The organism is Parabacteroides sp. merdae-related_45_40 (genome assembly GCF_001915675.1).
This window is the reverse complement of the sequence record NZ_MNQY01000101.1, coordinates 1-21,739: the sequence shown is the minus strand read 5'-3', so window position 1 is coordinate 21,739 and position 21,739 is coordinate 1. Positions and strand designations below refer to the sequence as shown.

The window sequence follows — 21,739 nt, the reverse complement described above, 5'->3', positions numbered from 1 at the left end:
AAGCTATGATGTGGGCAACTATATCAACGGCGCTGTCCAACCCGTCACATTGGCTACATTATACAAAGACGACATCATGTACGCCAACTTCAATATCGAAGACAACCAGTTCATGCGGATGAAAATGATTGCCGACCAGAACGATCCGAACGTCAAGATGCCTACCCATGTTTCCATACGCCTCGGACAGGACGGACGGCAAAGTTATACCGGGACACTCGACTACCTCTCTCCCAACGTCGACCTGTCGACCGGTACGCTGAACGTCCGCGCCAATCTCGAAAATAAAGACGGCGAATTGAAAAGCGGGCTGTATGTTACAATCACCTTGCCCTACAGCGAACAGAAAGACGCTGTCCTCGTGCGCGACGCCTCTATCGGGACCGACCAGTTGGGAAAATTCCTCTATATAGTGAACGATTCGAATATCGTACGATACCGCCATATCGAACCCGGACAGTTGGTGGACGATACGCTCCGGCAGGTCATCAGCGGTATCCGCCCCGACGAACGGTATGTGACAACCGCCCTGCTGAAAGTCAGAGACGGTATGAGTATTAAGCCTATAAAATAAAAAGCTATGGTAAAATTCTTCATAAACAGACCGATATTCGCTACCGTCCTCGCCCTGATCCTGGTGGTAGCCGGATTGGTCACGCTACACATACTTCCCATCGCGCAATATCCGGAAATCACGCCGCCGACCGTACAGGTATCGGCTTTCTACCCAGGTGCGGATGCGGAAACAGTAGCGCAGACCGTAGGATTGCCCATCGAACAACAGGTAAACGGTGTAGATGGAATGCTTTATATGAGTTCCAATTCATCCAGTTCCGGAGCCTATTCACTAACCATCACGTTCGCTGTCGGTACGGATATCGACATGGCGACCGTCATGGTGCAGAACCGTGTCAGCATTGCACAAAGCAGTCTGCCGGAAGCCGTGATCGTACAAGGCATCACCACCAAGAAGCAATCGTCCAACATCGTTATGATGCTGACGCTAAGCTCCCGTGACTCCACTTACAGCGGGCTGTACCTGAGCAACTACGCCAGCCTCAACATGACGGACGAACTGACGCGTCTGCCGGGTGTCGGCTCCGTCAGTGTCATGGGAGCCGGAAGCTACAGCATGCGTATATGGCTCGATCCGAACGCCATGCGCATCCGCAACCTCACGCCGGATATGATCTTCCAGGCGATCTCGACACAGAACACACAGGTTTCGGCCGGTTACGTCGGGCAACCGATAGCCAAAGCCGACAATCCGTTCCAATACACACTGACGGTAAAAGGCCGTTTGACGACTCCGGAAGAATTCGGGAACATCATCCTCCGTACGGAAGAGGGCGGCAAGATACTCCGCTTGAAAGATGTCGCCCGTATCGAATTAGGCAGTTCTTCCTACAATGTCACCTCCAAACTGAAAGGACAGCCGAGTGCCGCCATAGCCATTTACCAACTCCCCGGTTCCAATTCGCTGGAAGTGGCCAAAGGGGTACGGGCCAAAATGGAACAGTTGGCAGGCAACCTCCCGGAAGGCGTCGTCTATGATGTGACACTGGACACGACACAGGTAATCAATGCCTCCATCGACGAAGTGCTCGTCACTTTCCTGGAGACGACAGCCCTCGTCATACTGGTTATCTTCCTGTTCCTCCAGAATTTCCGTGCCGTTATCATCCCCTGCATCACCATCCCCGTCTCCCTGATCGGAACACTGGCGGTCATGTCGGCCTTAGGATTCTCGATCAATACGTTGACCTTGTTCGGGTTGATCCTGGCCATCGCGATCGTGGTGGATGATGCGATCGTGGTGGTGGAAAACTCGTCGCGGCTGATGGATACGGGGAAATATACCGCCCGTGAAGCCGTGACCGAAGCTATGGGTGAAATTGTCGGCCCAATCGTAGGCGTCGTGCTGGTATTGCTGGCGGTCTTTATCCCGACGACCTTCATCAGCGGTATCTCCGGCCAATTATACAAACAATTTGCCCTGACAATCGCTGCCGCCACCGTCTTAAGCGGGTTCAACTCGCTGACGCTTACGCCGGCCCTGTGCGCCCTGTTCCTGCAAGCGAACAAAGAACCGAAATTCTTTGTATTCAAAGCCTTCAACAAGGTGTTCGGCAAAACCCAGAAAATATATGACGACATCGTCGGCCGCATGCTGAAGAACCCGTTTGTCACGATGGTGATATTCGGGATCATAACGGCCATTGCCATCGTCATGTTTATGCGCTGGCCGACCACTTTCATCCCGGAAGAGGATGACGGTTATTTCCTGATATCCACCCAGCTCCCGCCGGCAGCCAGCCTGAACCGTACGGAAGCAGTCGGAAAGCAGATCGACAAGATCCTCGACAGCTATCCTGAAATCAAGACCTATATCGGAGTAAACGGTTTCTCTATCATGGGTGGCGGCGAACTCTCGAACGCAGGGACCTATTTCGTGATCCTGAAAAACTGGAACGAACGAAAAGGCAAAGAACATACCGCCTCGGCTGTCGTAAACCGTTTTAACCGCGAAGCCTACGGCATCCAGGAAGCACAGATATTCGCAATGGTCCCCCCTGCAATCCCCGGATTGGGAGCTTCGGGAGGCCTGCAACTCCAATTGGAAGACCGTAATAATCTGGGCCCGACGGAGATGCAGCATGCTATCGAAACACTGCAAGCCACGTACCGGAGCAAGCCGCAATTGCTCAGCCTTTCGAGCATGTACCAAGCCAACGTCCCCCAGTATAACCTGGCTATCGACCGCGACAAGGTGCAATTGCTCGGCCTGCAGCTCAACCAGGTTTTCGCGACTCTAAGCTACTATATGGGAGCCGCCTATGTAAACGACTTCGTCGAATTCGGGCGTATCTACCAGGTAAAGATCGAGGCCTACGACCAAGCTCAAAAAGTTATAGACGACGTGTTGCACCTGAGCCTCGAAAACAATTCCGGCAAAATGGTTCCTTTCTCCGCCTTTACGGAAGTGAAGGAGCAGTTGGGACTGGATCAGATCAACCTGTACAATATGTATAAGTCGGCATCCATCACCTGCATAGCCAATCCGAAATATAGTTCCGGCGAAGCGATCCAGGCTATGGAAGAACTCGTACAGGAGCAATTAGGCAATAATTTCGGATATGAATGGACATCCGTCGCTTACCAGGAAACGAAAGCAGGCTCCACCACCATGCTCGTCTTTGCAATGGCTCTTTTGGTCGCCTTCCTGGTTCTTTCGGCCCAGTATGAAAGTTGGACAAGCCCAATCGCCGCCATCATGGGACTTCCGATCGCCCTGTTAGGGGCCATTTTGGGTTGTTTCGTCATGGGCGTGCCGGTCAGCATCTATACACAAATCGGTATCATCCTGCTGATCGCCCTCTCTGCGAAGAACGGCATCCTGATTGTCGAATTTGCCCGTGACTACCATAAGGCCGGCAATCCGATACGCGAATCCGCACTCGAAGCCGGCCATATCCGTCTGCGTCCGATCCTGATGACTTCATTCGCATTCGTCTTAGGGGTGATGCCTCTGCTGTTTGCAACAGGAGCCGGAGCGAGAAGCCGTCTATCCTTAGGAGCGGCAGTCGTATTCGGCATGGCGGTAAACACCATTTTTGCAACGATGTTTATCCCCAGCTTCTACGAGTTGATGCAGTTATTCCAGGAAAAGGTATTGGACAAATTCAGCCGGAAACAGAAATAAGCCGGGATACAGGTAACACCGAACATAGGGAGATGTGTCGAATTCACCCTTTGTTCCCACATTGAGGGCATAGCCGTCAAGCGCGGGAACAAAGGGGCTTTCGACACATCTTCCTTCTTTTATCAATCGACTTTATATTCTCCTATCTGCTTGAACCCGTTCAGGAAGTCCGTAACAGGCAAACGTTTCTTACCTGCCAACTGAACCGACAGCAGGCGCAGATAGCCGTCTTCCACCGCGATATCGATATAGCTTTTACGGTTGGTCCGGATGGTTCCGACGGGAAGTTCATGTGTGGCAGGGCGCTTCTCTGCCTGATAGATTTTCAGCGCGGTGCGCACGCCCTCCGGAGAAACGATTTCAGTCCAGGCAGCCGGATAAGGAGACAGACCGCGGATGAAGTCATAAACCCTTTTCACCGGCTGAAGCCAGTCGATACGGCAAGTTTCTTTGAAAATCTTCGGAGCAGGACGGAGTTCGGAAGGATCTTTATAAAATTCTTCCTGAGGAACGGCATCTGTTTTTCCTTCCAACAACAAATCGACGGTTTCCAGTACTAGCCCGGCTCCCATCGTCATCAAGCCGTCATGGACGATCCCCACATCATCCGTATCGGCTATAGGCAAATGCTTCTGGCGGATGATCTTACCTGTGTCGATCTCGTGAGTCAGGAAAAAGGTGGTCGCACCGGTTTCCGTATCTCCGTTGATCACCGCCCAGTTGATAGGAGCTGCCCCCCTGTATTGGGGAAGCAAAGAGGCATGGAGGTTAAACGTTCCCAGACGCGGCATATCCCAGACAACCTCCGGCAGCATACGGAAAGCGACGACGATCTGCAAGTCCGCTTTCAAAGCCCGCAGCTCGGAAAGAAAAGCCTCATCTTTCAACTTTTCGGGCTGGAGTACCGGTAATCCCTTCGACAGGGCATATTGCTTCACCGGGCTTGCCTGTAAGACACTGCCATGACGGCCGACCGGTTTGTCCGGCATCGTAATCACCCCTACTATATTGTATCCGCCTTCAACCAAGGCACGCAGGCTCTCCACCGCAAAATCGGGAGTGCCCATATAAACGATTCGTAAATCTTCTTTCTTCATTTTTTAATCTTCTGAAAAGTTTTCAACCAGCACTTCGCGGTATGAATTAAATATTTTCGATTTGGACATAAAGCCGATATACCGTCCTTCCTCGTCTACAACCGGCAGGTTCCAGGCCTTCGTATCGTCAAAGATACGCATGATCTGTTCCATCGGCGTCCCTACCTGGATCTTGGCAGGTGCCGAAACCATGAACTTGGAGACGTGAAACCGATTATATAACTCAGGGCGGAACATAATGTTCCGGATATTGTCCAACAGAACAAGCCCCAACAGGATACCCCGTTCGTCGATAACGGGGAACATATTTCGCCCGCTCTTGGCAATCACCTTCACCATATCTCCCAAGGACATTTCGGGAGAGACAGTCAGGAAGTCGCGCTCGATCACACTGTCGGTATTCAGCAACGTCAACACGGCACGGTCTTTATGATGGGTAAGCAACTCCCCTTTCTGGGCCAGACGCATCGAATAGATACTGTGTGGAAGAAACATCTTGATCGTGATATAGGAGCTCACAGATACGATCATCAGTGGAAGGAAAAGAGCATACCCGCCGGTCAGCTCGGCAATTAGGAAGACACCGGTCAGCGGCGCATGCATGACACCGGACATGATACCCGCCATTCCCAACAAGGCGAAGTTCTTCTCCGACAGATACATCGTAAAGGGAAAATAGTTGGACGCATGCGCAAACACGAATCCGGCAATGCATCCTAAATACAAACTGGGAGCAAATATACCACCACAACCGCCTCCAGCATTCGTCGCGCTCGAAGCAAAAACCTTAAACAACAAGATCAGCGTAAGGAATATCTGCAATCCCCAATAGGTATCGTTCAGACTATAGAACATACTCTTATCCATTATATGGGAGAACTGCCCGTTCAACAAAGACGAAATCGTATCATAACCTTCACCATAGAGCGGAGGAAATATGAAGATCAGCACACTCAGCATGATCCCCCCAACGACGAATTTCTTCCAGTAATTATTCAAGTTCCGGTACATCCCCTCGACCCGGTTCATGACTTTGGTAAAATAGAGAGACACCAAACCACAGAAAACACCTAGTAACAGCACATAAGGAATACGCTCGATCACAAACGCTTCGGTCTGGGAAAACGGAAACATTGCTTCCGTACCCGTAAAAATATAGGAAACAGTCGCAGCCGTCACCGAAGTGATAAGCAAAGGAAGTACCGACGTCATCGTCAGGTCCAACAACAGCACTTCCACCACAAACACCACCCCAGCAATCGGAGCTTTGAATATACCGGCAATCGCCCCGGCAGCCCCACAGCCGACCAGCAACATCAAAGTCTTTTGCTCCATGCGGAACAGACGGCCCAAGTTGGATCCGATCGCAGCCCCTGTCAACACAATAGGTGCCTCTGCCCCGACCGATCCGCCGAAACCGATGGTGACGGAACTGGCGACAATGGAAGTCCAAGCATTATGAGGCTTGATGCGGCTCTTCCGCTGGGAAATGGCATAGAGTATCTTCGTCACCCCGTGGCTGATATCATCCCGTACGATATATTTTACAAACAAACCGGCAAGCAGGATACCGATCACCGGATAAAGCAGATACAGGTAATTCGCCCCATCCTGATTAAAATTGCCGGTCAGAAGATGTTGTATAAAATGAATGATCGACTTCAGGACAATAGCTGCTGCTGCCGTACAAATACCGACCAGAAAACTGACGATCAATATGAAATGCTTCTCTTTTATATGCTTGTCCCGCCATAACAGGAACCGATAGAAAAGTTGAAAATTGAAAATTGAAAATTGAAAATTATCCTTCATAATCAACACCTCTATTTTTTAATTCTTAATTCCTCAAACGCCTTTACCAGTAATTACTGTTTTAACTGTATAGATCAGAATTGTCAGATCCAGTGTCAGCGACATATTTTCGTAATATAATATATCATATTCCATACGCTCCACCATTTTGTCCACACTTGCCGCATAGCCGTACTTCACCATCCCCAACGAGGTAATGCCCGGACGGACATTGTGCAACAGATAGTAGTAGGGAGCCGTTTTCACGATCTCGTCGATAAAATATTTCCGTTCGGGGCGCGGTCCGACCAGCGACATATCCCCTTTCAGCACGTTCCAGAACTGCGGCAATTCGTCCAACCGGTATTTCCGCATGATACGTCCGAACGGCGTTACACGCAGGTCGTCTTCCGACGAAAGCGACGGGCCGTTCTCTTCGGCATTGACATACATGGTGCGGAACTTGTACATCCAAAACGGCTGTCCGAGATAACCGATCCGCTCCTGGCGGAAAAACACGGGCCCCGGAGAATCCTTCTTCACCCGCCATGCGATATAGGCGAATAAGGGAGAGAGCAACAGCAGTGCAACGACAGAACAGACTTTATCCAGAAAAAGCTTTATGTTCTGTTCGGCCGGTGAAAAGTTGTTATCCGTCACATCGACCAACGGGATTCCCCGTATCGTCCGAAGCTGTATTTTCGAAAGCATATTGAACCGGTCCGCCAACACCTTTATCGGACGTTTATACCAGTAGAGCGAATAGAGGATTCCTAAAAGCGCCTTATTATTCTTCGACTCGACAGCTAAAACGATTTCATCCACATTCTCTTTTTCCATCAAGACCGGAATATCTTCCACCGTCCCCAGCACCTGATTCCGGTCGGCCTTGACCGGCGTCCTCTCGTCTTCCGAGACAAAGCCGCAAATATCATAGCCCAGGCGATACAAATCGTGGGCGATGCGGACAGCCTTCCCTCCCGCACCGATAATCAGCACCTTCATCGCCCACTCCCGGTTCTTTATCTTCCTCATCCCGCTTTGCGTAATCAGCAGACGCGGGATATAGGTTATGAAAAACTGCAATCCGAACATTCCGAAGAACAGTTTATAATAGATATCGATCGAACGGGGAATATCGTCGAGCAGCAATGCAAAAAAGACGAAAACCGTCCCGATCAGCACGGTAATGAATGTCGAGAAAAGTTCGGTGAGGCGGGACTTCCCGAACGGCTTGTTATAATATCCCGAAAAATAATAAAGCACCAGCCAGAAAAGAGGAATGACTACCTGGCCGCCAAGCACACCCGGATATTGCAAATAATCAAGCAGACTATCTGCTCCCTCATCGATGGCGAACACCTCATAGCGAAGGATATTGAATAGCAACCACGCTACCGAAGCCGATATAAAATCCGATAATATGTATTTTCCAGCCTGCTTGCTCTTCTTCATTTTTATCTGATTACCTGGATAACGCCACCGTCTCCTAATTTGATGATATTGGAAGGCTTGGCCTTGCTCATATCATCCTGGCGATATTTCACAATATAATCGACCCCGTTCTTAATACTGTCCGACACCTCGCTGAAATTACCCGGAGAAGGCTCGCCGCTCACGTTCGCAGAGGTGGAAACCAACGGCCTGCGGAAACGTTCGCACAGTTTACGGGAAAACTCTTCGTTCGTCACCCGGATGCCGACACTTCCGTCTTCACCTAAGAGATTGCTCGCCAGATTCTTTGCATGAGGATAGATAATCGTAAGCGGTTTATCGGCCACTTCGATCAGGTCCCAAGCTATATCGGGCATATCCGACACGTACATGCTCAGTTTTGCCGAACTGTCGGTCAATACCAGCATAGCCTTATTGTCCGTTCTCTTCTTCAACTCGTACACTTTTTGTACGGCTTTCTCGTTGGTCGCATCGCAACCAATTCCCCAGATCGTATCTGTAGGATAGAGTATTATGCCTCCCGCCTGCATAATTTCGCAGGCTTTTTGAATATCTTCCGTCATTGTTTTTTAAATAATGTCACAAATGTACAAATCATTCGCGGACTTGGAAAGCGGTTTGGACTTTTTTCAAACAGTTTCCAAGAATCGCCACTCCCGGAATCTGCCATTTTGCTTCCTCCAAACAGGCAAAACGCTTCTTTTTATTATGTTAAAAATATTACCCGCTATATTAATTCATAGAACATGGGGTACTAATCCGATTTACACGGGGTGGTAGTGACATTTTGATATATCAAAAAAGAGTGGCGATGTGCCACCCTTCATTCACCAAAAACATCTACTGAGCCGTTTTTTTGTTACAAAAATTCCCGGCACTAAAGTATCATCTGTCGGAAATACTGGTTCACCGACTGTTTTTCGGACTGTATCACATTCAGCATAGCGAAAGATACAGATTTGCACGACAGTCAGCCGTTCCCCTCGTCCGGTAACGTTTTTTTATATTTGCTCAGGGAAACGCTTTATATAATATTTAATATATTGATCCCCAAAATCTTTTTCTGATTCTGGATACTCAATTCGGATTGTATAATAACTACCGAAATCTTTTTTTACAGTTTTCTGATAATAAATAATCCCGTCCGAATTCTTTCCGGATAAAAAATAACCCGTCTTTGAACGATGTTTGTAAGTCGTGTTCCACCCATGTTCTTCATTATATTTTATTCCATTCTGATAATGAATATCCAATGATTCACTTTCATTGAAAAATGCTTCGATCTTTATTCCATTCTCTGAAAGGAATACCAAATTATTATCATTCTGGGCCATACACTGTTCAGGATAGTAAATATAATAATCTCCTTTTTCAATATATTCGCAAACCATTACAACCTCTTTATCTTTGGCATCTTTCTTTTCTGAAGCAGATGGTTTCGCATTTGCCTTTACTTGTTCAGTAACTTGTTCTGTTTCATTATTCTTATTATCCTCCATTAAAAAAAGAAGGATGGAAAAATAAATTGCCCCAGGTAAAAGGAACGCTAATATTCCTTTTCTAAGAGTATAAATTAAAGAAAATGAGAATATACTCACATTGCTGTTCCCCCATATAAAACGGCAAGAAAGAACTTCCTCGATATTACAATATGTATAAATCATAACTATGATGGAAAAAATACCCCCACAACCAAATACTACAAAATAATCCCAAAAAGAAAAACAATTCATTCTTAGCCCTAAGCCTCCTATAGCAAAATAACAACTTATAGCTACGACGTAAGGCAACACATTCGCAATCAACCAACAATTAAACGTTTTCATTTCTTTCTTCTAATTTTGATTTCAACATTTCATCACATTCGACAAATTCAAGTATCTTCTTTACAGAAGGAATAATATACTTCTTGGCAAATGAACCATCAGCCATCTCCACCCATATATGATTATTTGTCAACCAGTCATATTCACAAATATATCCATAGCCATAAGGATCAAACGCATCTATTCCTTCTTCAAATAAATGTTCCAGATATATTTCCGGCTTAGCCTTCCCATCCAGAGACTCTTTTGTTTTAATTGCATAATAAACTTTACCTTTATCCAATCCAAAATAAATAGAAGTTCCTTCTTTCCATGATTCCTTATAAAAATAAAACTCACGCTCCTTTAGGTCTGTCCGTAATCCACCTTTCACGCCACATTCCAAGGCCACAGATTGAATCATTTTTGTCATAATGGCATCTTTCACGGCTTCTATATAGGTCGGTATTTGCAAAACAGACTCTATATTTTCAGCTTTCGAAAGCAAATTAATAATTTCAGATTGAACTATCGTGCTCATATCTTGTCCTGTTAATTGTTTTAAATAATTTATATATTGATTTATTGTTTCACGGACCAACGGTCGGTGAACTGCAATCCCGACACATTGTCCCAGCCACTCTATAATAGTTTTTTTATAAGAAATACATCTATAATCAACTCCTCTCCCACTATCATCAGAGGCATATCTGCCGTCCGGTGTTAAATATAGAATCATATAATTTCCTACGCCATATTTCCCTATTGCATATTCATTATAACGTTTTAACTGTTCCGGCTGATCCTTGGCATAAAACTTATTTTCGATAATAACTGCCCAATTTGAACTTTCTATAAGAATGTCAATTCTTCCATATTCAGAAACTGCGACTTCTGTCCTTACCAAAGCATTCCGGGAGTCAAAACCTTCTATCTGATTTATATCCAAAAACAGCTTTAAGAATGAGTTATGTAATCCGTGTGTTCCTTCAGGATTCAAGAGTTCTGCCAGAATAGTAGAATGAGTATTTTCATAATGGCTCACTCCTAAAATATGAAATATATTAAAACGAGTACCCATTATTTCCAAAATCTCATTATTCTTTTTTGACAATAAAGATATTTGAGATAAGAGGGTTTGTATTTTGTCCATAATAATAATATAATGAAGGGAGATGTACGAAAAACAACCTTACCCCCACGCTTGACCATACATAATAAAAATCCTATGTACGCTGTGTACTTGGCAAATATACAATAAAAAAACTATCTTGCCTTATCTCTCATAAGCAAAACGTGGTTTTATAATTCAATGTTGCCAATGATCATCCATAATCAGCCATTTCACCCCCTCCAAATAGGCAAAAAACAGCCGGAGAGCAGCTTGAAAAAATTAAAACAGCTTCTAATTAATAAAAAAGCAAGCCGCCGAACAGAAATATCCATTTATATTATCTAACTTTACGGATTCAAATATATTGGAGGTTTTATCACCATAAACCCGCATATCCGATATATCAGAGACGATAAAAAAGAAAAAAACAATATATAATGATTACAAAATGGAACTTTCAAACCCCAACAGAAGAAGAGTTACATAAGAGAGACAGGCTGGCAAGCCAACTGGGACTCAGTCCGGTCGTATGTCTTTTGCTCGTTCAGCGAGGACTCACCACTGTTGAAGAGGTGAAGAAATTCTTTAAACCCTGCTTGAACGACCTGCATGATCCATTCCTCATGCCGGACATGGAGAAGGCGGTCAAACGCTTGAATAAAGCACTGGGTAATAAAGAAAAGATTTTGATTTACGGAGACTACGATGTAGACGGTACAACAGCCGTCTCATTGGTCTACAAGTATTTGCGTCCTTATTCATCGGCATTGGATTATTATATTCCGGACCGGTATGACGAAGGATACGGGATTTCGTACAAAGGGATCAATTACGCCCGGGAAAACGGGATCACGCTAGTGATCTCGCTCGACTGCGGCATCAAGGCCATCGAAAAGATCGAATATGCCAAGCAGTTGGGGATCGATTTTATTATCTGCGACCATCACATGCCGGACGACACATTGCCCGATGCCGTCGCCGTACTGGATGCCAAGCGGGTGGACTCGGTCTATCCGTACGAACATCTGTCGGGATGCGGCGTCGGGTTCAAGTTCATGCAGGCATTCGCCAAAAGCAACAACTTCCCGTTCGCCGACCTGGAGAAACTGCTGGAGCTGACGGCGGTCAGCATCGCCTCGGACATCGTCCCCATCACCGGCGAAAACCGCATATTGGCTTACTACGGCCTGAAGCAGCTTAACAGCAATCCGAGCCTCGGCCTGAAAGGGATCATCGATATCTGCGGCCTGTCGGGCAAAGAGATCACGATCAGCGACATCGTCTTCAAGATCGGACCTCGCATCAACGCTTCCGGCCGTATGATGAACGGAAAGGAAGCGGTCGAACTGCTCCTGGCGAAGGATGTCGACGTGGCCCGCGAAAAGAGCGAGAGCATCAACCAGTATAACGAAGAACGCCGCGAACTGGACAAGAAGATTACAGACGAGGCGAACGCCGTCATCGACGAATTCCAGAACATGGAAGACCGTAAGGCGATCATCGTCTACAATCCGGGATGGCACAAAGGGGTGATCGGCATCGTCGCTTCCCGCCTGACGGAAAAATACTACCGCCCGGCAGTCGTCCTGACGAAATCGTCCGAACTGATCACCGGTTCCGCTCGCTCGGTCACGGGATTCGACATATACAAAGCAATCGAAAGCTGCCGCGACCTGTTGGAAAACTTCGGCGGGCACACGTATGCCGCCGGCCTCTCCCTGAAAGAGGAAAACCTGGACGCTTTCACCCAGCGGTTCCTCAAGCTGGCCGCCGACGAGATCATCCCCGAACAGATGACGCCGCAGATCGATATAGATGCCGTGCTGGACCTGCAAGATATCAACGCCAAGTTCATGAGTGAGTTGAAAAAGATGAATCCGTTCGGCCCGGACAACCAGAAACCCGTGTTCTGCTCGCTCGGAGTCAAGGATTACGGGACCAGCAAGCTGGTAGGGAAAGACTTGGAACATATCAAACTGGAATTGATCGACGACAAGTCGAACACACCGATACACGGCATTGCTTTCGGCATGCACCAGCACAATACGCATATCAAGAACATGAAGCCTTTCAATATCTGCTACACCATCGAGGAGAACACCTACAACGGCAACACGTCGTTGCAACTGATGGTGAAGGACATCAAGGAGAACGATATATGAAGGGATGCGGTGGATGTCTACCATAAGATCTTAGGGAAGTATTGGGGATACCCTGCTTTCCGTCCCCTACAGGAGGATATTATCCATTCCGTCTGTGCCGGAAGAGACACGCTCGGCCTGATGCCGACGGGAGGCGGCAAATCGGTCACCTTCCAGGTTCCGGCATTGGCGATGGAAGGGATTTGCCTTGTCATTACCCCGCTTATCGCTTTGATGCGCGACCAGGTCGACAATCTGCGCCGGGTCGGGATCAAAGCTACGGCTGTATATTCGGGCATGGGCCGGCAGGAAATCGTTGCGGAATTGGAGAATTGCGTTTCCGGACAATACAAGTTCCTGTACGTTTCGCCCGAACGGCTTGCCACCGGATTATTCAGGGAAAAGCTACAGGCCATGAACGTCTGCCTGTTAGTGGTGGATGAAAGCCATTGTATCTCGCAATGGGGCTATGACTTCCGCCCTTCCTATCTCCATATCGCCGACATTCGGGAGCAACTGCCCGGCGTGCCGGTACTGGCACTGACGGCGACTGCCACGCCCGAAGTCGTGGACGACATACAGAGACGATTGCTTTTCAAGGAGAAGAATGTGTTCCGGACAAGCTTTGTCCGTCCGAACCTTACCTACATCGTGCGCCGTACGGAAGACAAGCTGAGCACACTGGCCTACATACTCGGAAAAGTGCCCGGCACGGCTATCGTCTATACCCGGAGCCGGAAACAGACAAAAGAGGCAGCTCTCTTCCTGCAACAAGCCGGAATATCTGCCGATTTCTTTCATGCCGGACTGAACCGGGAAGAAAAGGCGATCCGGCAGCACCGTTGGAAAAATAACGAGTGCCGCGTAATGGTCGCCACGAATGCTTTCGGGATGGGAATCGACAAGCCGGACGTGCGGTTGGTTGTCCATCTGGATATGCCGGGATCATTGGAAGAATATTTCCAGGAGGCAGGCCGCGTCGGACGAGACAGCCGGAAAGCCTTTGCAGTAGCTCTCTGTACAGATACGGATAGTTTTCATCTGAAAAAGCGGATAGACGATGAGTTTCCCGAAAAGAAGCTGATTGGAAAAGTATATGAAGCGTTGGGCGATTATTTCCGAATTCAGGAAGGGCAAGGAAAAGATATCGTTCATAACTTCGAACTGACAGATTTTTATTCCATTTGCCAGCTTCCTCCGCTACAGATACATCATGCATTGAAGTTGCTAGAACTGTCCGGCTACATTGAATATTGCGAAGCAATAGACGAATCATCCTTCCAGACCGCCCCCCAAATCACATATACGCATCCACGTGTGCGAACAAATGCCCTTATTATCCCATCTTCCGCTTATGAGGAACGTCGGGAAAGAATGAAAAAACGCATTTCGAAAGTGGTGGAATACATGAACGGGATACATATATGCCGGAGTCGCCTGCTACTCTCCTATTTCGGGGAAAAGAATACGGAAGATTGCGGATGTTGCGACGTCTGCCTTTCCAAGAATGATTCCGGCCTGAACAACCGGGATTTCAACGCCATACGCGACCTGTTACTCAGACTGCTTTCCACCCGGCAACTGCTTCCTGTCACCACCTTGCTCCCCTTATTACCTTTTCCGGAGGAAAAAATCGTCACCACCATCCGCTTCCTAGCCGAGCATGACAAACGGTTTTATTTGAAAGAGGGAAAGGTGGGAATTTTTACGGATATCGGAAATGCCAGATAATGCACTTTAGCGACTTATCTTTTATTACTCTCGTTTTTTGTTGTTATCTTTGCCCCTAAATAATCCAAATCAGCAAATGAATAAGATTAACATATATGTACTGACGTTCTTTCTGAGTCTGGCTGGTGTATCTATCTATGCACAAAACAACCGATCACAAGTGGTTATTACAAGCGGACAAGACAATAATGTATTTTTTCATACAATAGAAAAAGGGCAAACTGTTTACGCAATCGCTACCATGTACGGAGTTACGCCCGATGATATTTACCGGCTGAATCCAGATAGCAAAGAGGGGATCAAAGCAGGTGCCACCCTTAAAATACCGCAACGCGACATAGTTGGAGGTACTGCTAAGAAGCAAGATGGAAATTATATTTTCCATACCATACAGCCCAAAGAAACCCTGTATTCATTATCCATCCGGTACACCGTTCCCGCTACCGCCATCGTAAAAGCGAACCCCGGATTGTCTACTTCCACTTTTACAATTGGCAAGACAATCCGCATTCCGGCGACGCAAGTGGAAGATTTACCGACGACGGAGCTCAAGACCGTTACCAAAGAAATTGAATATACCGTCCAGAAAAAGGAAACCATGTACCGGATCTGTCGGAAATTCAATATTTCCAGCTACGAGTTGATCAAGCTTAACCCGAAATTGAAAGAAGGAGTTAAGGCCGGTATGACTATTAAGATCCCCGTACAAGCCGAAGAGATGACGACCGAACCAGCAACTACCATGCTTTCGGAAAGAGATGTCAATGCGTTGCTCTCAGAACCGAAAAGCATCGAGCGCGTCAACAGCGTCAAAGTAGCCTTGTTATTGCCGTTTATGACAAATGAGGCTATCCCGTCTACGGAGACACAACGCTTCATCGAATATTACGAAGGTCTCTTGCTGGCGGTGGACAGTCTTAAAAACACAGGCTGTTCTATCGATCTGTCAGTTTATGATACAGGAAACGGAACAAAGAAACTGAAAGAGATCCTGAAAGAGGATGCCTTGAAGAATGCCAACCTCATCATCGGAGCCGTACAAAACGACCAGATCGGCCCGGTTGCGGAATTTGCCCAGAAGAACAACATCAAATATGTGATTCCTTTTACATCGAAGAACGACGATGTGTTGTCAAACGCATATGTTTACCAGGTAAATACGCCTCACTCCTACCTGTATGCCAAAGCGGCTCAAGGCGGATGCGACCTATTTGCCGAAGACAATATAATCCTACTGAACATCAGAGATGGAAAGGATAAAACCGAATTTATCAAGGCATTCAAAGCCGAGATGAAACAACGGCAGATCCCATTTACCGAAATCAATTATAATGCCGAAACCCTAACTGCCGATGTCGACACGCTCCTCAGAACAGACAAACGGAACGTGATCGTACCGACTTCGGGCACATTGGAGGCTCTAAACAAGATCAAGTCTCCGTTACGTATGCTGGCGGAAACAAAACCCGAATGCGGACTGACCTTGTTCGGCTATCCTGAATGGCAGACATATACGCGTGACTGTCTGGAAGATTTCTATGCACTGAACACATATATATACAGTAACTTCTATGCTGACAACCTGTCGAAAGAGGTGGCAGACTTCTATACCAAATATAAAAACTGGTATAGTAAAAACCTGATCAATATATTCCCTAAATATGGTATTTTAGGATTCGACACCGGTATGTTTTTCATCGGAGCAATCAACAAATATGGTTCCAACTTCGAGAATAATCTGGATAAAATTCATTACCAGGGTGTACAGACCGGATTCGATTTCCATCGCGTAAATAACTGGGGAGGTTTCATTAATACGAACATCTTTATTGTTCATTATCAAAGTGATTTCAATGTAACACGGAACGAAGTAAGATGATCAGGAAAGTTATTACAACAGTTATTATAAGCCTTGTCACCCTGAACTACATTCAGGCGCAGGATAAGTTCAAACGGGAATTGTCTTTGGGTGCTTCCTTCGGTACGACCTTTTCCAAAGTCAGTTTTGCCCAGACGAAAGTGCAGCAGAAAATGAAAATGGGCTACACGGGCGGTCTCACGCTCCGGTGGATCACGGAAAAAAATCTCGGATTGCAGGCTGAACTGAATTTCATCCAACATGGATGGGATGAAAAGTTCGAGGACCAGCCTCAGTATAAATACAGCCGGACAATCAACTACTTTGAACTTCCGGTCCTGACACATATCTATTTTGGCAGTAAACGTTTCAGGGTATTCGTCAACCTGGGACCCAAAATAGGATATGCTTTCGGTGAAAAGACAGACGAGAATCTGAACGGAGCCAAGCCGAACACCGAAAACGAACAGCACGATATGCCAATCGAAAAGAAATTCGACTGGGGATTATGCGGTGGTCCGGGTATTGAACTTCGTACAGGAATTGGCTCTTTCCTCCTGGAGGGCCGCTATTACTATGCCCTCGGCGACATCTTCAACAGCCGTAAAGAAGATTATTTTTCCAAATCGTCTTCGCAGGTAATCTCGGCTAAGATCACGTATATGATTCCGGGATTTTAAGATAATCTTAGGCAATATAGAAATCAAGGCTTACAATAACTTTGTAATAAAGACAAGCCAAGAATGGGCAGTAGGCTCCTCCCAAAACAAAAACGCCGCCTTTCCCTTTTTAAAAGTCTAAAGCTCTACTACATGGTTAGTTTTGCATTAGAAGTATTAAGAATTTATCAATGCTAATAGAGATAATATAGTCTTTAGACTATCAGATTTAGGCCAAAAAAAGAGGATATCCCAGTGATGAGATATCCTCTTTTTTTATATACTCCGAAATGATTATCTCAAGCGATCCAAAGAACGCACCAGTGCTTCGTCTGCCCCAATATTACGTATAGCCAAATAATCCAGAATCAGGCTGATCAACGGAAAAGAAAAGGCGATCTTCAAACTTAATGAGAATATCTCCTTTTGATTACCCAGATCCCAGTAAAAGAATGCAAAGAGACCGTAAAAACCTAACATCAAAATTGCATTAAATACGCAGATCCGTATCTGAAGGATTCTTTTCTTAAACAGGAAGATAGTCAAAAGAGCCAGCAAAGAGATCACGATTGTCAAAGCAAACAATCCCCATGTGGGATAAATAAGTTCCGGCTGAGCGGCCATTGTACTGATACCGGTCGCATCAAATGTAAACAATTGATCACCCGACTGCAACACGGCAAGCGGTAAAAACAGAATGGCAATCGTCAATGCCATTATAATAAGCAAATAAACCGTTTGTATTCTCTGTAACATAATAAAACAATTGACAATTAACAATTAACAATTGACAATTATTAGATGATACTCACCTAACCGTCAATTGTCAATTATCAATTGTCAATTAATTAAAGGTTATTCTTTTCTTTTGCAGGGTTCTTATAATACACCTTACCATCTTCATACTCCTTAGCTGCGATCAAAGTCGGTTTTGGGAGTTTTTCATAGTAACGTGAAATCTCAATCTGCTCTCTGTTTTCAAAAACTTCTTCCAAATTATCATTATAGGAAGCAAATTCCTGAAGTTTCTTTTCCAGATCCTGTTTCATCTCAACAGCAATCTGATTAGCACGTTTACCAATGATTGCAACAGTTTCATACACATTGCCCGTGTCTGATGACAGCTTCATCATGTCGCGGGTAACTGTATTCGACGGAGCGTTAGTCTTTCTGTAATCCATACTTACTTTATTGATTAGTTGTTTCGTTAATACGTATCTGTTATTCGCTTGCTGGCATAGTCGTAGAACTTCTGAACCTGTTTTACATACTTGCCTTCGGGATACTCGTTCATGTAATTGTAATATTCATCTACAACCTCACGGTAACGTCCCTGCAACTTTTCTTCCACACTAACCACAGCCAATTCGTATTTGGCACGAATGGTATAGAACATGAACTCTTCCCTATATTTTGAATACGGATAGTTCTTAAGTGCATTTTGCGCGGTAATCACACATGAAAGATAGTTGTTTCCCATATAGGTACCCAAGTTGAAATACAACCGGACTGCCAACAGTTCCTTATAGGCGAGCTTTTCCTGCAATTCGAACATAATGTTCTGAGCTTCTTTAGCACGTTCGCTTTGCGGATAATACTCCAAATATAATTGCAACTGGTTAATGGCTTCATACGTTTGCGCCTGATCCAAGCGGGGGTCCGGTGAATCCAGATACAATCCATAACCCGAATAATAACGGGCCAACTCGGTAAACTCGCCTTTCGGATAAGTCGTATAATAGGTATTAAAGTATTGCGAAGCAGTCTGGTAGTCTTTTTGTCCATAATAACTTTGCGCCAGCAGATACAAAGATTCTTCAGCATTAGCTGTACCTTTAAAAATAGGCACCAGTTCATCCAGCAAAGTGGCAGACTTCGAATATTGTTTTGCATTGAAATATTTCTTTGCATACGAATATTTCAATTCGTAGTCTGTACTTTTCAGTATCTTGTTATACTCCCCACAGGAAGATAACAGAACCGTAATCATCATCAATAAAAATACAACCTTTTTCATTCACATACTTTTAGCGCGCAAAGTTAAAGTTTTCCAACAAATAAACGAAGCGCTTAACGTTAATATTTACAACTTATATAAGTCACTGGCCGCAATCAGCTCCAGTTTATTGGCTTTCAGAACCTCCGCACACTTCTCCACATTGTCGGGACGAATGATCACATTGGCTGCCTCACCCTGAGAAAAAGCGTACATATACTCAATAAATATTCCGGCCGAAGTAATGATGTCCATCGCTTTAGCCAATGCTCCCGGCTGATTGGGGCAATGTAAGCAAACGACATCGGCCACGCTCACGGCATACAGGCGATCGCGTAAGACCTTGATGGCAGTATCCGTATCCGACACGATCAAACGCAAGATTCCGAAGTCTGAATTTTCAGCAACTGTGAAAGCGGACATGTTTACGCCTGCTTCACCTAATATTTTTGCCACTTCCGTAAAACGGCCTTTCTTATTTTCCAGAAAGATAGATAACTGTTTAATTAACATGGGGGATAAAATTTGATTTATAACTAATTATTTATGATTTATGAACTGTCGATAATTCATAAATCATAAATCAGAATTCTTTCCTATTCCAGTTTACGATTATCGATCACATGTTTGGCTTTACCCATACTCCGCTCAATGCTGCGCGGCTCGACAATCCTTATATCGGGTTGCAAACCGATTACACTCTGCATACGGTTCGCGATTTTCTTCTTCAAGGCAATCATCTTGTTCATTTCGTCCGAATAAAACTCCTGACGCACTTCTACTTGAATTTGGAATGTGTCCGTATTGTTTACACGGTCGACCACAATCAGATAATGCGGTTCGAATTCCGGCATTTCAAGAATGACCGATTCCACCTGCGACGGAAATACATTCACACCCCGAATAATCAACATATCGTCACTACGTCCGAGAATACGTCCCATACGAACTGCCGTACGTCCACATTCGCATTTATCATAAATCAAATGCGTCAGGTCGCGCGTACGGTAACGGATCATAGGCATCCCTTCTTTTGTCAATGTCGTGAAAACCAATTCTCCGTGCTGTCCAGGTTCTACCGGTTCCAAAGTAACCGGATCCACAATTTCAGGGAAAAAATGGTCTTCCCATAAATGCGTACCGTTCTGGCACTCGCACTCTCCTCCAACTCCCGGACCACAAATCTCTGTCAGCCCATAGATATCATAGGCCTTGATATTCAGCTTGCTTTCCAACTCTTTACGCATATTTTCCGTCCAAGGTTCAGCCCCAAAAGCACCGACACGCAACTTGAATTCTTCCAACGGTATGCCGGATGAGTGAATTGTTTCTGCCAGATACAACGCATAGGAAGGCGTACAAGCCAACCCCTTAGCGCCAAAATCATGCATCAACTGAATCTGTTTCTGCGTATTGCCACTACTCATCGGAATTACCGTCCCGCCGATATTCTCGACTCCGGCATGTGCTCCCAAGCCTCCTGTAAACAAGCCATAACCGTATGAAACCTGCACCGAATCATTCTTGGTCAGACCATAAGCGGTCAGACATCGTGCCACCACTTCAGCCCAAATAGACAGATCTTTCCGGGTATAACCGACAACAATAGGCTTTCCCGTCGTTCCGGAAGAAGCGTGCAACCGGACAATCTCAGACATCGGCACGGCCATCAGCCCGAAAGGATAATTGTCCCGCAAGTCCTGTTTAACGGTAAACGGGAGCTTCACTATATCGTCAATAGAATGAATATCTTCCGGAGTAATCCCCATTTCCTGCATTTTCTTACGGTAGAAAGGAGAATTATGATAAGCGTGTTCAACAACCCGCCTTAAGCGGATACTCTGTAATCTCCGCATTTCCTCGCGGTTCATACATTCGATAGTCTCGTTCCAAATCATGGTATCAGTTCGCTGTCTTTTAATGTTAATAGTCTAAATCAGTTGCAAAGTAATAACTTTTTTTATAAGAAACCTTCTTTTTAGTTCTCCTTTTATGCCACCTCGTGCTTATCTTACCGTTTTCATCCGTCTCCGAACTTGTTAAAACAGCATATAAACCTTTTTTATAGGGAGATTATTGTCGTAAAGGTATGACATAAAATGAAGCAGGACAGCAGACAAACTAATAAACAAAAGCACAAATGTTTGCATACACCCACATCTTGCGACCTTCTACATCCGGGTGTAGCGTTCCATAGACCCGGATGTTCAGGCCCCATACATCCGGATGTTCAGCCGAAAATCATACTACTTTGCTAATAATAAAATACCTATCTATCACAAATAGCCTATGTCTCGTCCTGAAATAGGTTGACTTCATAAAAGTCAACAAAGATGAAAAAAGAGAAGTCATTGACTCGTCGCAAGGGTGAACCTTATCCTTTGGAGAT

The 21,739-nt window shown here is 45.7% G+C and carries 17 protein-coding genes; 6 read left to right on the top strand and 11 right to left on the bottom strand.

Features of this window, described 5'->3' with window-relative positions:
* Positions 1 to 574 (top strand): efflux RND transporter periplasmic adaptor subunit (locus BHV83_RS11840; protein WP_286757551.1); only part of this gene is annotated, 574 nt, incomplete at its 5' end.
* A 6-nt stretch (positions 575 to 580) separates the two neighbouring features.
* Entirely contained in the window at positions 581 to 3,703 is a 3,123-nt protein-coding gene (locus tag BHV83_RS11835) for an efflux RND transporter permease subunit (RefSeq protein WP_286757550.1), read from the top strand.
* 122 nt (positions 3,704 to 3,825) lie between these two features.
* Here the strand turns inward: BHV83_RS11835 and fmt are convergent, their stop codons facing one another.
* The 6 genes from fmt to BHV83_RS11805 form a co-directional block, all read right to left on the bottom strand.
* Positions 3,826 to 4,800, bottom strand: coding sequence for a methionyl-tRNA formyltransferase (gene fmt / locus BHV83_RS11830; protein WP_122206249.1), 975 nt, complete (start codon positions 4,798 to 4,800; stop codon positions 3,826 to 3,828).
* 3 nt (positions 4,801 to 4,803) lie between these two features.
* Entirely contained in the window at positions 4,804 to 6,612 is a 1,809-nt protein-coding gene (locus BHV83_RS11825; protein WP_286757548.1) for a chloride channel protein, read from the bottom strand.
* A 33-nt stretch (positions 6,613 to 6,645) separates the two neighbouring features.
* On the bottom strand, positions 6,646 to 8,046 hold the full coding sequence (locus BHV83_RS11820) for a sugar transferase (protein ID WP_122206248.1): 1,401 nt from the start codon (positions 8,044 to 8,046) through the stop codon (positions 6,646 to 6,648).
* A gap of 2 nt (positions 8,047 to 8,048) precedes the next feature.
* On the bottom strand, positions 8,049 to 8,609 hold the full coding sequence (locus tag BHV83_RS11815; protein WP_005639316.1) for an L-threonylcarbamoyladenylate synthase: 561 nt from the start codon (positions 8,607 to 8,609) through the stop codon (positions 8,049 to 8,051).
* Positions 8,610 to 9,047: 438 nt separating this feature from the next.
* A complete protein-coding gene (locus BHV83_RS11810) occupies positions 9,048 to 9,872 on the bottom strand; it encodes a hypothetical protein (protein ID WP_005639314.1) in 825 nt (274 codons plus the stop codon).
* Positions 9,859 to 11,004, bottom strand: coding sequence for a PDDEXK-like family protein (locus tag BHV83_RS11805; protein ID WP_005639313.1), 1,146 nt, complete (start codon positions 11,002 to 11,004; stop codon positions 9,859 to 9,861). The genes BHV83_RS11810 and BHV83_RS11805 overlap by 14 nt, the downstream gene beginning before the upstream one ends.
* 398 nt (positions 11,005 to 11,402) lie before the next feature.
* Between BHV83_RS11805 and recJ the strand changes: the two genes are divergently transcribed.
* From recJ to BHV83_RS11785, 4 genes are all read left to right on the top strand, one after another.
* Positions 11,403 to 13,127 carry a single-stranded-DNA-specific exonuclease RecJ gene (recJ, locus tag BHV83_RS11800; protein WP_122206247.1) on the top strand — a complete coding sequence of 575 codons (1,725 nt, stop codon included), beginning with the start codon at positions 11,403 to 11,405 and terminating at the stop codon, positions 13,125 to 13,127.
* 9 nt (positions 13,128 to 13,136) lie between these two features.
* Positions 13,137 to 14,837, top strand: coding sequence for a RecQ family ATP-dependent DNA helicase (locus BHV83_RS11795; protein ID WP_122204422.1), 1,701 nt, complete (start codon positions 13,137 to 13,139; stop codon positions 14,835 to 14,837).
* A gap of 76 nt (positions 14,838 to 14,913) precedes the next feature.
* A complete protein-coding gene (locus BHV83_RS11790; protein WP_286757547.1) occupies positions 14,914 to 16,716 on the top strand; it encodes a PBP1 and LysM peptidoglycan-binding domain-containing protein in 1,803 nt (600 codons plus the stop codon).
* Positions 16,713 to 17,375, top strand: a complete 663-nt coding sequence (locus tag BHV83_RS11785; RefSeq protein WP_122204421.1) for a porin family protein — start codon at positions 16,713 to 16,715, stop codon at positions 17,373 to 17,375. Before BHV83_RS11790 ends, BHV83_RS11785 begins: the two co-directional genes overlap by 4 nt.
* A gap of 273 nt (positions 17,376 to 17,648) precedes the next feature.
* Here BHV83_RS11785 and BHV83_RS11780 read toward each other — a convergent pair whose 3' ends face one another.
* From BHV83_RS11780 to BHV83_RS11760, 5 genes are all read right to left on the bottom strand, one after another.
* Positions 17,649 to 18,110, bottom strand: a complete 462-nt coding sequence (locus BHV83_RS11780) for a DUF4293 domain-containing protein (RefSeq protein WP_005639306.1) — start codon at positions 18,108 to 18,110, stop codon at positions 17,649 to 17,651.
* Positions 18,111 to 18,202: 92 nt separating this feature from the next.
* Entirely contained in the window at positions 18,203 to 18,535 is a 333-nt protein-coding gene (locus BHV83_RS11775; protein ID WP_005639305.1) for a DNA-directed RNA polymerase subunit omega, read from the bottom strand.
* Positions 18,536 to 18,561: 26 nt separating this feature from the next.
* A complete protein-coding gene (locus tag BHV83_RS11770) occupies positions 18,562 to 19,371 on the bottom strand; it encodes an outer membrane protein assembly factor BamD (protein WP_005639304.1) in 810 nt (269 codons plus the stop codon).
* 66 nt (positions 19,372 to 19,437) lie between these two features.
* Positions 19,438 to 19,863: an ACT domain-containing protein gene (locus BHV83_RS11765; RefSeq protein WP_005639303.1), complete on the bottom strand. Its 426-nt coding sequence runs from the start codon at positions 19,861 to 19,863 to the stop codon at positions 19,438 to 19,440.
* 83 nt (positions 19,864 to 19,946) lie between these two features.
* Positions 19,947 to 21,248, bottom strand: a complete 1,302-nt coding sequence (locus tag BHV83_RS11760) for a phenylacetate--CoA ligase family protein (protein WP_005643803.1) — start codon at positions 21,246 to 21,248, stop codon at positions 19,947 to 19,949.
* Between the last annotated feature and the right edge of the window lie 491 nt (positions 21,249 to 21,739).